The organism is Enterocloster sp., assembly GCF_057861365.1.
The window spans coordinates 75,877-86,723 of sequence record NZ_DBMACH010000012.1 but is presented as its reverse complement, the minus strand read 5'-3'; the positions used below and the strand labels follow the sequence as shown (position 1 = coordinate 86,723).

The following is a 10,847-nucleotide window of genomic DNA, read 5'->3' as shown; positions in this document are numbered from 1 at the left end:
CATGGAGCTGACTGATACTAATCGGTCGAGGGCTTGACCAGAAGGTTTAGGGAAAACGGTTGTGGCTTGGTTGTTCAGTATGTGGTTTTGAAGGTATGTATATGCCTTTAAAATGGCCCGGTGGCTCAGCTGGTTAGAGCGCCGCCCTGTCACGGCGGAGGTCGACGGTTCGAACCCGTTCCGGGTCGTTTTTCTTCTTAATACATTTGCTGATAATTTTACAGTTGGGGTCTTAGCTCAGCTGGGAGAGCATCTGCCTTACAAGCAGAGGGTCACAGGTTCGAGCCCTGTAGGCCCCATTGAATGTATTATTTATCAAAAAATGTATATAATATCAATATGGGCGAATTCCCGAGTGGCCAAAGGGGACAGACTGTAAATCTGCTGGCACTGCCTTCGGTGGTTCGAATCCACCTTCGCCCATTAAAATGCAGGTTGACAAATTGTCATCAGGCATTTATACTAAATATGTTAGCGCGGGGTGGAGCAGTCTGGAAGCTCGTCGGGCTCATAACCCGAAGGTCGTAGGTTCAAATCCTGCCCCCGCAATTTTTTATGCTCAGGCATAAGAAAAAGCCCAGATAGCTCAGTTGGTAGAGCAGAGGACTGAAAATCCTCGTGTCGTTGGTTCGATTCCGACTTTGGGCATTTTAAATTTAATAAGGGCGTGTAGCTCAGTCGGTAGAGCACTTGACTTTTAATCAAGTTGTCCCGGGTTCGAATCCCGGCACGCTCAGTAGGTCGTTTTTCATTGTATTTGCAAAGAAAAACGGCTTTTTTTGTTTATGCTGAATTTTGTTTATGCTGAAAAGTGAATTTCAGAGAAAGGATTAAGATATGGGCAGAAGAAGAAAGTCAGATTCCAGTGGCAAGACGATTCTTTTAGTGCTGCTGGCAGCATTCTTTTTGATTGCGGCAATTTATGTGGTTGTTCAGGTAATTGGTACAATTCATAAGGATTACAGTTTGATTGAGCAGAAAGAGGACAGCAGTACAGAAACAGCACAGACCATTGAAATTGAGCATGAGGAAGAAACACAGGGATGGAATGAGACCGAGAGGGGATGGACATATAAACTGGATGATGAAACCTGGGCAACAGATCAGTGGCTGGAGATTGAAGGTTTTTTATATCATTTTAATGAAGATGGAATCATGAATCAGGGAAAGTGGCAGAAGGAAGGACAGATTTATACCTGTCATGATGTGAAGGGCTATCTAAAGAACATAGAAACTGATTTGGATTATGTTCCTGATGATAAGGGAGAAAATCTGGACAGTCTTGCAAGAACAAATGCTTTCTGGTGTTTTCTGGATGATGAGGACACGGGGATTTTTAAAACGATTCTGTATCGTAAAACGGTTGAAAATAAGGTTAAGCCCCTGGGGGATGAGAATGCTCCTGAGAGAACTACAAAATATTCTCTGAGAGCGGACGGAGATTATGTGTATTATCTTCCTTTGGTTAAGGAAAGTGAAAAAGGCAAGCTGACAGAATCTGAAAAGGCGCTTTGCGGGCGGCTGGTACGGATGATACCGGGACAGGCTGTAAAGGAGATTATTGCAGAGGATGTAGATGGGTATCTGATTGTAGACGGAACGATTTACTATGCCCAGGGGGGAAAGATCCATTCGGCCACATCAGGAACAGAAACCGCAGTTGGTGAAGAAAGCTATAAGGTTCAGATCCGGGACGGAAGCTGTTATTTGACAGACAGTCTGGGAAATATTGTGACACTTGAAAATGGAACTGTGATGGAAATGGGTGACAGAAGCTACCGTCTGGAGGAGAACGGGGCAATTCGCTATGTAAAGCGCAGAGATGTATCTGTTAATGGTGTTACTTTCCGTTTAAAGGGAGAGGGAACCGGTATGATGGTGTCGATGGAATCGGATGGAGCTTCCAGAGCAGCCATTACGGGAGAATATGGTGTACAAAGCTTCTGTATTGTGGATAATTTTATTTTTTACTGTGCTTATGTGGATAAAGGAGCAAATGGAGAATGGTACAGCCGGATTTTCAGAGCAGATCTTAATGGAGAAGGAAAAACACCGGTCAGCGGAATGTTTCCGGGAACCATAACAAATCTTTATTATTTTGAAAACGAAGGGCAGATGTACGGAGAATATTATCCAGAGATATGGAAGAATGCCTATGGTACGATTGTAAATGTGAGTCAGAGCGGAACCATTTACAGGATCAACGATGCGAATGTGCGTACGGGAATAAAGGTAAGCGGTAATGATATGCTGGAGCTTGTGATGGCTCAGGATGGCAAGCTGATTTGTCTGTGGCATGACTGCAGCTGGAGTCCGAAAGCAGGGATTACCAAGGTGCTTTGGAGCCGTCCGGTGGAATTTTTGGCATCTGAAAAGATTTTGGTGGAAACGGTTTCAAAACTGCCTGAGCAGACTGCAGCTCCTGCTGAGGAAGAGACAACAAAGGCAGCTGTTGAGACGGTTCCGGTGAATCCACAGCAGGTGTCCGGTTCAAATCAAATATCTCCCGCAGAAACAACAGCTGCACCTGTGAAGAATCCGAACCAGCCGGCAGATACTCCCGGCACTTCGGTTCAGACTCCCAAGCAGGAAACAATTTTAGGAACAGAGGCTCCGGGAAAGAGTATACAGACGAATCCTTCAGAAACAAAGTCAGATGAGGTGAAGATTGTGCCTTTAGGCTAATCTTCATCAAAATCTACTACCACATAGAAGCCCCGGGCATTTTCGCGGACATCCTTTACAATACCGTATTCGGATTTAATGCGGTCCCGGGCTGCAAAACAGCCGGACATGGCGACGGCAGGATCAATAATATAGCTGTAGCTGCTGGTTCCCTCGCGTTCAATGATTTTTACTTTATCGCCGGGACTTACCAGACCGGGGCGTTCCATTTTAAATTCAACGGTTCTCACGTTTTTTGACCTCCTTTTCTGTTTCTTCGCATACCATTTTGATGTATTCTCCAAGGTTGTGATCTCCACAGCCGGGGATATAGTGATTACAGCGGTTGACTGGTATGAGAATTTTATAAGCGGGGCTTTGTCCGATGGCAGTAGCCATAGACGGAGTTATTTCGCCCATCAGGGCATCTGCAATTACAATTCCTATAGGGCCGATGATAATATCGGCTGTACGGGCGCCTACGATTACGGGATTTTCTCCGGTAGCGCCGTAGTCGGCTCCTGCCTTTAGCATGGCGGAAGTTGCAATACTGTTGGTGCCGATGGCGTAAATTTCAAGGTCAGGGAGATTTTTTTTCAGCTGTTCAATGACGGTTCGGCCCATTTTACCGCCCTGACCATCTATGATGACAAGTTTCATTTGTGAAAATACCTTCTTTCTGCTGTGATTTACTATAGAATATTACCAGAGATGAATGGGAAACTCAAGGAAAAGCAGGTCTTGACAAATAACCTTTAGATGCTATAATCAGAAATGAGCAGAAATGCAGAAAGCTTTGAAGGAACAAGTACTTTGCAGGGAACAGACAGAGAGCAGCCGGGTGGTGGAAAGGCTGTGTGGAGAATGCAGGGGAAAACCAGTCCTGAGCTGTGTCAGGGATACTGTTTTTACAGTCAGATGTTTGGCGCTGGAGTGAAAACAGAGGAAATGATGCCGTACCCCGCGTTAAGGGATCAATGAGTGAAAATCAAGGTGGAACCGTGTATATGCACCCTTGGACATGGAAATGTGTCCAGGGGTTTTTTATTTGGCCGCAGGCCGGAACGAACGGGACCATTTTCAAAGATCATAATAGGGCCCGGAAAATGGGCCTGACGATTAAGAAAGGAGTTTTACCATGAAAATCATTTTACCAGATGGAAATGTACAGGAGGCAGAGGATGAGTTAAGGGCGATCCGTCATACCGCTTCCCATGTGCTGGCACAGGCTGTAAAGAGACTGTATCCGGAGACAAAATTAGCCATCGGACCGGCTATTGATGATGGCTTTTACTATGACTTTGACAGAGAGGGCGGATTTACCCCAGAGGATCTGGAGAAGTTAGAGGCTGAGATGAAGAAGATCATCAAGGAAAATATTCCATTAAAGCCATTTGTGCTTCCAAGAGATGAGGCAATCAAGTTAATGCAGGAAAAGGGCGAGCCTTACAAGGTAGAACTGATTGAGGATCTGCCTGAAGAGGAGACCATCAGCTTTTATCAGCAGGGAGATTTTACAGATCTGTGCGCAGGCCCCCATATCATGTATACAAAGGGCGTAAAGGCATTTAAGCTCACAAGCATTGCAGGCGCTTACTGGAGAGGCAGCGAGAAGAATAAGATGCTGACCAGAATTTATGGAACTGCATTTGCAAATAAGGAGGATCTGGAAAACTACCTGACCATGCTGGAGGAGGCAAAGAAGCGCGACCACAGAAAGCTGGGCAAGGAGCTGGGTCTGTTTATGTTTACAGAGGAAGGCCCTGGTTTCCCATTCTTCCTTCCAAAGGGCATGACCTTAAAGAATACCCTGATCGACTACTGGAGAGAGATCCATTTAAGAGAGAATTATCAGGAGGTTTCCACTCCTGTGATCTTAAGCCGCAAGCTGTGGGAGACCTCCGGTCACTGGGATCACTATAAGGACAATATGTATACCACTGTGATCGATGAGGAAGACTACGCAATTAAGCCAATGAACTGCCCCGGCGGTATGCTGGTGTACAAGTCTCAGCCGCGTTCCTACAGAGATCTTCCTCTGAGAGTAGGAGAACTGGGTCTGGTTCACCGTCATGAGAAGAGCGGACAGCTTCATGGTCTGATGCGTGTGCGCTGCTTTACCCAGGACGACGCCCATATCTTTATGACTCAGGAGCAGATTACTGAGGAGATCAAGAACGTTACAAGACTGATCAATGAGGTTTATACCCTTTTTGGCTTTGAATATTTCGTAGAGCTGTCTACCAGACCTGAGGATTCCATGGGATCTGACGAGGATTGGGAGCTGGCTACCAACGGCCTGAGAAACGCTCTGGAGGAAATGGGGCTGGACTATATTGTTAATGAAGGCGACGGTGCATTCTATGGTCCTAAGATTGACTTCCATCTGAGAGATTCCATCGGACGTACATGGCAGTGCGGAACCATTCAGCTGGATTTCCAGCTGCCCCAGCGTTTTGAGGCTGAATATGTGGCTGAGGACGGCACAAAGAAGCGTCCGATTATGATTCACCGTGTATGCTTTGGTTCCATTGAACGCTTCATCGGTATTCTGATCGAGCATTTTGCAGGTAAGTTCCCTGTATGGCTGGCTCCGGTTCAGGTAAAGGTAATTCCTGTATCTGAAAAATCTATGGAGTATGCAACAGGTGTATATGAGAAGCTGAGAGCAGCCGGTATCCGTACAGAGCTGGATCACAAGGATGAGAAGGTGGGTTACAAGATCCGTCAGGCACAGCTTGAAAAGGTACCCTTCATGCTGGTACTGGGCGAGAAGGAGGCCGCTGAGGGCGCAATTACAGTGAGAAGCCGTGACAAGGGTGATCTGGGAAGCGCACAGCTGGATGAGTTTATCGCAGATGTGAAGAAAATGGTAGAAAGCAGAGAGAGATAATTGTATTTTCTGAAGATTATAAAATGATAAAACAGGCGCATTCGTTTACCGGGTGCGCCTGTTTTTTACAGGAGGGGAAGAATACCTGATAAAATCTCATAGATGACACAAAATTCCCCACATGGTAAAATATGTGTATATAAGAGTTATCAGTCTCAGTAACTGGGCGGCAAAGATTTGGCTGTATGGAGGAGGAAACGTGGCATTTAAGGTGGTTTTGGTGGATGATGACCTGCTGGTGCTTCAGGATCTGGAAACACTGGCAGACTGGGGAAAATACGGATTTACTATTGCTCAGACCTTTACGAACGGGGTGGCAGCATTGCGGGGAATCAGAGAGATAAGACCGGATTTTATTGTAAAGCTGATACGTTTTCATGAAAGCCTGCTCCTTCAGTGCCGTCGGGTAAGGATGATTTCCTATCTGGAACGAAAATATCAGGATAAGGCATACAGGGACCATCAAATGATTTTAGAGGGTCTTAAGTCAGGAGACAGCAGACTGGCTCAGCAGGCGCTGGCTGAGCATATAGAAACAGCAAGGCTGGATTATCTGAGAGTTATGAAGGAGAAGAATATAACAGAAGATTTTGGGATGCTTCGCTTTTTCCGCTGAAAAATACCTCAAGCAGCAGATGCTTGGGGTATTTTTAATTTCCACAAGACAAACCCCCGGTAAAGGTGGTATGATAATACCAAAAGAACTAATCAGAAGAAAGCAGGTGAAAGGTGTGAAGATTGCGGTAATCGGCTATAGCGGCGCGGGAAAATCCACATTAGCCAAAAAGCTGGGAAAATTATTCCGGTGTCCGGTTCTGCATCTGGACCGGATTCAGTTTGAACCGGGATGGAAGGAACGGGACCGGGAGACAGCCAGGAGGATGGCAGAAGATTTTCTGGATGAAAACGAAAATAGAGGCTGGATCATTGACGGAAATTATACGGGGTTCAGTCAGGAGCGCCGGTTAAGGGAAGCGGATCTGATTATTTTTATGAATTATCCCAGATGGATCTGTCTGTGGCAGGCGCTGATACGCTCCCATGTTTATAAAGGAAAAACCAGAGAAGATATGGGAGACGGCTGCGTTGAAAAAATGGACTGGGAATTCGTATGGTGGATTCTTCACAAGGGGCGCAGCAGAAAGAAGAAGCGCCAGTACCGCAGTATCGCGGAACGCTATCAGGAAAAGACTCTGGTGGTAAAAAACCGGCGTCAGCTCCGTAGTGTGATGATTCAGGTGGTGGAACGGAGAAAGGATCGGCTCAGTACGGGAGGAAGGACCATATGAGAGAAGAAGACCTTCTGATTAACCGTTTAAAGCACTATGGAAAAACAGGGATATATCCCTTTCACATGCCGGGCCATAAGAGACTGAAATGGGGAGAGGAAGCGGATGGAAGGGCCTTTTATCAGGGAATGGAATTTCCAAACCCCTTTGAGGTAGATATTACAGAAATTGACGGCTTTGACAATCTTCACCATCCGGAGGGAATTTTAAAGGAATCTATGGAGTGGGCTGCCGGGCTGTATGGAGCAGACCGTACCCGGTATCTGGTAAATGGAAGTACATCGGGGCTTTTGGCGGCTGTATGCGGCTGTGTGCATTGGGGAGAACGGATTCTGATCGGGCGTAATTGCCATAAGGCAGTATATAATGGGATTTACCTTCACCATTTACAGGTTTCATACGTTTATCCACAGTCCACAAAGGAATGGGGGATACAGGGAGGAATTTTGCCGGAGGATGTGGAAAAGTCCCTGAAGGAGCAGCCTGATATACGGGCGGTTCTCATCGTGTCGCCTACTTATGATGGAATTGTGTCAGATGTGGGTGAAATTGCAAAAATAGTCCATCGGGCCGGACTTCCTCTGATTGTGGATGAAGCTCACGGGGCTCATTTCAGATACAGTGAAATATTTCCGCAGTCTGCTCTGGAGCTTGGGGCAGATGTAGTGATACAGAGCGTACATAAGACCCTTCCCAGCCTGACCCAGACGGCTGTGCTTCATATGAAATGCAATGGACCGGATGGAAGCGCCTATATGGATATGGAAGCTGTGGAACGGTACCTGCATATAGTTCAGAGCAGCAGTCCGTCTTATGTGTTAATGGCATCTATTGAAAATGGTATATTTCAGATGGAGCAGCTGCGCAGGAAGGATGGTATGAGGAAGTTTGCAGACAGCCTTTTGGAGATGAGAGAAAGCCTGTCTGCTATGAAGAACCTGCGTCTGGTGGGAAGGGAATTAAAAGGCCGGTATGGAATTTTTGATCTGGACCCTTCTAAAGTTGTGATATCTACCCGGTATGCGTCCTTTGACGGGGAGGGGCTGTCGGAGCTTCTGCGGAAACAGTACCATCTGGAAATGGAAATGTGCGGGGCAGATTATGTGACAGCTATAACGACTGTTGGAGACAGTAAAGCAGGACTTGAACGGCTGAGAGCTGCCCTTCTTGCTATTGATAAGGAAGGCTTCCCTTCCGGGAAAATGGAATTACAGGGCCGGGAAGGGGCCGGCTCTGACTGCGTCTATGCCATAGAGGCAAAGACCCGGTGCTCCATCCGGGAGGCCATTGATGGAAAAACTGCGAGAATACCTCTCAGGGAAAGCGCAGGGAAAATATCCGGGGAATTTGTCTATATCTATCCGCCGGGTATCCCTCTGATTGCTCCGGGGGAATGTATAACGGAGCAGCTTCTGGAGGTGATTCTGGATTATATCAGGAAGGGGCTTCCGGTACAGGGGCTGTCGGATCAGACGCTGGAGACAATACTTGTATCAGAACAGGCCATTTAGACAGAATATTTAACAGGAAGAACAGGAAAATGGGATATATTTTTTATGTCATGGGAAAAAGTGCTGCCGGTAAAGACACGATTTACAAGGAGCTGGTGCGCCGGTTTCCTGAATACGGCACAGTGCGTATGTACACCACCCGGCCCATCAGGGACGGGGAACAGGAGGGTGTGGAGTATTATTTTACAGATGAAGCACGTTTAAAGAAGCTGGAGAGTCAGGGCAAGGTGATTGAGTGCAGAACCTATGATACAGTGTTTGGACCATGGAGTTACTTTACCGCTGACGATGGCCAGATCGATCTGAAACAGGGAAATTATCTTATGATAGGAACACTGGATTCTTATGAAAAGATGGTAAATTATTACGGAAATGAAGTTATGATTCCTCTTTATATCTATGTGGATGATGGGACGCGCCTTCAGAGGGCACTGGATCGGGAAAAAACGCAGAATACGCCTAAATATGCGGAGATGTGCCGGAGATTTCTGGCAGATGAGAAGGACTTTTCAAAAGAACGCCTGGCAGCGTGCGGGATTGACAGAGGGTATGAAAACAATGATTTCAATACCTGTATTCAGCTTATTTTAAAAGATATAGAAGCGAAAGGAGATAAATAAAAATGAAAAAAATTGGTTTTATCGGTGTGGGAATTATGGGAAAATCCATGGTGCGGAATCTGAGAAAGGCAGGATATGAGGTTGCCATTTATACCCGTACAAAGGCTAAGGCTGAGGATGTGATTGCAGAGGGTGCAGTATGGTGTGATACAGCAGCTGAGTGTGCAAAGGGACGTGACGTAGTGATTACCATTGTGGGCTATCCAAAGGATGTGGAAGAGGTTTATTTTGGTGACAATGGAATCATTGCAAATGCTGATCCGGGAACCTATGTGATTGATATGACAACCACGAGCCCCAGACTGGCTGTGCGTATCTGGGAAGAGGCAGAAAAAGCAGGGCTTCATGCAGTAGATGCCCCTGTAACAGGAGGAGATACCGGTGCCAAAGCAGGTACATTGACGATCCTGGCTGGTGGTAAGAAAGAGGATTTTGACGCCTGTGTGCCTGTTTTTGAGGCTATGGGAAAGAATATTAATTACGAGGGAAAGGCAGGAAACGGACAGCATACCAAGATGTGCAACCAGATTGCCATTGCAGGCGCTCTGGCAGGCGCCTGTGAGGCTATGGTTTATGCAAAGAATACGGGGCTGGATGTAGATACCATGCTGAAATCTATTTCTACCGGTGCAGCAGGCAGTGCCCAGATGAATAATGTGGCTTCTAAGGCAGCAAAAGATGACTATGCCCCCGGCTTTTTCCTGAAACATTTTATCAAAGATATGGGAATTGCAGATGAAGAGGCATTAGCTGTAGATACCCGTCTGGGAGTTTTGGAGGATGTGCTGGGAATGGCGAAAAAGCTGGAATCAGAGGGTATGGGAGATCTTGGAACTCAGGCGTTGATTAAGTATTATAAGTGGTGAGTTATGAGATTAGATGAAACTGTTATTGTTTTAAATCGCCTGTTGCCAAGTAGGCGGATAAAAAGTAAAATTTTGTTCATCTCCAGTCGTAGTTATGCGGCTGGAGATATTTTTGTGTTTTAAGAGAATTATTGATGTTATGTTCTTCGTATTTTATCGTCGAATTAATCCTGCGTATTGTTCTCTCAAATTCTGAAGTTTCTTCGCTTTTTCCAATCCGCCCCCAAGGGATTGGCTGGCTTTCATAATCAACAAATCGATCAATAGTAAGGGGGTTGCTACTGAGTGATAGTCATTTGGTTCCCCACGGAAGCTGTACAATGTTAAATTGGCGTTAGATAAATGTTCTTCGGCCAGTAAATCTGTAAACAGAATGGTTTGGTATCCGGCTTTTTCGCTATAGGATAAAAGAATCTGTACTTCTGTCAGAAGGCGTGAGTATCCAAACAGTAAAACCAGATCGCCCTGTTTCAAATTTACCATAGCATCATAAAGCTGAGAGCCTCCTGGAAGAGGAATCAAGAGAATACCCAGACGCAGCAGACGGTACTGTAAAATGTTTCCTAAACCTTTTGATACATCGGGTGCAAAAATATAGACCTGCCGTGATGAGATTAAAAGCTTTACAGCTTCATCCACCTGTTCCGGTTTCACTACTTGAAATGTCTTTTCAAGCTGAAAGGACAAACGCTCCAGAAGTAAATCAGGTGAAATTCCACATTCTTTCCACTGGCTTAGAGCTGCATTCATCCGGCTGTAAGGGGTAGACTCCTGTTTTTCATATAAATTGTGCTTTAAGTCTTTTAGATTTCGAAATCCAATTTTAGACCAGAATCTGGAAATAGTAGCTGTACTGATGTTCAGCCTTCGTGAGAGGTCTTCTGCAGTAATAGCCGGAAGTTCTTGCTCATGCTCCAGCAGATATCCAAAAATCTTATGATCCGATTTGGACAATCTTTCTTTATATTCTTCATAAATCTTTTCCAACATAGTCGATGAACCTC

Annotated in this window: 10 protein-coding genes and 6 tRNA genes; 13 read left to right on the top strand and 3 right to left on the bottom strand. The window is 45.8% G+C overall.

The genetic code is table 11. The annotated features are described in order from the left end of the window. Positions 1-114: 114 nt before the first annotated feature. The 7 genes from ACZM6M_RS12940 to ACZM6M_RS12910 all read left to right on the top strand — a co-directional run bounded on the left by ACZM6M_RS12940 (position 115) and on the right by ACZM6M_RS12910 (position 2,685). Positions 115-188, top strand: a tRNA-Asp gene (locus ACZM6M_RS12940). Positions 189-226: 38 nt separating this feature from the next. After that, positions 227-299: transfer RNA gene (locus ACZM6M_RS12935), tRNA-Val, on the top strand. Between the two features lie 42 nt (positions 300-341). Then, positions 342-423: transfer RNA gene (locus ACZM6M_RS12930), tRNA-Tyr, on the top strand. 52 nt (positions 424-475) lie between these two features. Next, positions 476-549 (top strand) — tRNA-Met (locus ACZM6M_RS12925). Between the two features lie 26 nt (positions 550-575). Next, a tRNA-Phe gene (locus ACZM6M_RS12920) sits at positions 576-648 on the top strand. Between the two features lie 15 nt (positions 649-663). Further along, positions 664-736, top strand: a tRNA-Lys gene (locus tag ACZM6M_RS12915). A gap of 101 nt (positions 737-837) precedes the next feature. Beyond that, on the top strand, positions 838-2,685 hold the full coding sequence (locus tag ACZM6M_RS12910) for a DUF5050 domain-containing protein (protein ID WP_417045569.1): 1,848 nt from the start codon (positions 838-840) through the stop codon (positions 2,683-2,685). Here ACZM6M_RS12910 and ACZM6M_RS12905 read toward each other — a convergent pair. Both ACZM6M_RS12905 and ACZM6M_RS12900 read right to left on the bottom strand, forming a co-directional pair. After that, entirely contained in the window at positions 2,682-2,915 is a 234-nt protein-coding gene (locus ACZM6M_RS12905; RefSeq protein WP_066543164.1) for a hypothetical protein, read from the bottom strand. The two genes, ACZM6M_RS12910 and ACZM6M_RS12905, sit on opposite strands and share 4 nt — an antisense overlap. Further along, positions 2,902-3,324 (bottom strand): DUF3842 family protein, encoded by a 423-nt coding sequence (locus ACZM6M_RS12900; protein ID WP_066543162.1) that lies wholly within the window; start codon positions 3,322-3,324, stop codon positions 2,902-2,904. The genes ACZM6M_RS12905 and ACZM6M_RS12900 overlap by 14 nt, the downstream gene beginning before the upstream one ends. A 478-nt stretch (positions 3,325-3,802) precedes the next feature. Here ACZM6M_RS12900 and thrS point away from each other — a divergent pair, with 478 nt between their 5' ends. From thrS to ACZM6M_RS12870, 6 genes are all read left to right on the top strand, one after another. Further along, positions 3,803-5,557, top strand: coding sequence for a threonine--tRNA ligase (thrS, locus tag ACZM6M_RS12895; protein ID WP_066543160.1), 1,755 nt, complete (start codon positions 3,803-3,805; stop codon positions 5,555-5,557). 199 nt (positions 5,558-5,756) lie between these two features. Further along, the gene (locus ACZM6M_RS12890; RefSeq protein ID WP_178274839.1) at positions 5,757-6,173 is read left to right on the top strand and encodes an FCD domain-containing protein; all 417 of its coding nucleotides are present in this window, start codon (positions 5,757-5,759) and stop codon (positions 6,171-6,173) included. Positions 6,174-6,288: 115 nt separating this feature from the next. Then, on the top strand, positions 6,289-6,846 hold the full coding sequence (locus ACZM6M_RS12885; protein ID WP_178276368.1) for a P-loop NTPase family protein: 558 nt from the start codon (positions 6,289-6,291) through the stop codon (positions 6,844-6,846). Further along, a complete protein-coding gene (locus ACZM6M_RS12880; protein ID WP_337434592.1) occupies positions 6,843-8,357 on the top strand; it encodes an aminotransferase class I/II-fold pyridoxal phosphate-dependent enzyme in 1,515 nt (504 codons plus the stop codon). The genes ACZM6M_RS12885 and ACZM6M_RS12880 overlap by 4 nt, the downstream gene beginning before the upstream one ends. Positions 8,358-8,386: 29 nt before the next feature. Continuing rightward, positions 8,387-8,977, top strand: coding sequence for a nucleoside/nucleotide kinase family protein (locus ACZM6M_RS12875; protein ID WP_066543108.1), 591 nt, complete (start codon positions 8,387-8,389; stop codon positions 8,975-8,977). Positions 8,978-8,979: 2 nt separating this feature from the next. After that, entirely contained in the window at positions 8,980-9,843 is an 864-nt protein-coding gene (locus tag ACZM6M_RS12870) for an NAD(P)-dependent oxidoreductase (RefSeq protein ID WP_337434591.1), read from the top strand. Between the two features lie 153 nt (positions 9,844-9,996). Here the strand turns inward: ACZM6M_RS12870 and ACZM6M_RS12865 are convergent, their stop codons facing one another. Further along, positions 9,997-10,833: a MurR/RpiR family transcriptional regulator gene (locus tag ACZM6M_RS12865; protein WP_178276365.1), complete on the bottom strand. Its 837-nt coding sequence runs from the start codon at positions 10,831-10,833 to the stop codon at positions 9,997-9,999. Between the last annotated feature and the right edge of the window lie 14 nt (positions 10,834-10,847).

Excerpts from the sequence above, each read along its gene's own strand:
- ACZM6M_RS12910 (WP_417045569.1), top strand. The coding sequence starts at position 838 with ATGGGCAGAAGAAGAAAGTCAGATTCCAGTGGCAAGACGATTCTTTTA.
- ACZM6M_RS12900 (WP_066543162.1), bottom strand. The coding sequence starts at position 3,324 with ATGAAACTTGTCATCATAGATGGTCAGGGCGGTAAAATGGGCCGAACC.
- thrS (WP_066543160.1), top strand. The coding sequence starts at position 3,803 with ATGAAAATCATTTTACCAGATGGAAATGTACAGGAGGCAGAGGATGAG.
- ACZM6M_RS12880 (WP_337434592.1), top strand. The coding sequence starts at position 6,843 with ATGAGAGAAGAAGACCTTCTGATTAACCGTTTAAAGCACTATGGAAAA.
- ACZM6M_RS12875 (WP_066543108.1), top strand. The coding sequence starts at position 8,387 with ATGGGATATATTTTTTATGTCATGGGAAAAAGTGCTGCCGGTAAAGAC.
- ACZM6M_RS12870 (WP_337434591.1), top strand. The coding sequence starts at position 8,980 with ATGAAAAAAATTGGTTTTATCGGTGTGGGAATTATGGGAAAATCCATG.
- ACZM6M_RS12865 (WP_178276365.1), bottom strand. The coding sequence starts at position 10,833 with ATGTTGGAAAAGATTTATGAAGAATATAAAGAAAGATTGTCCAAATCG.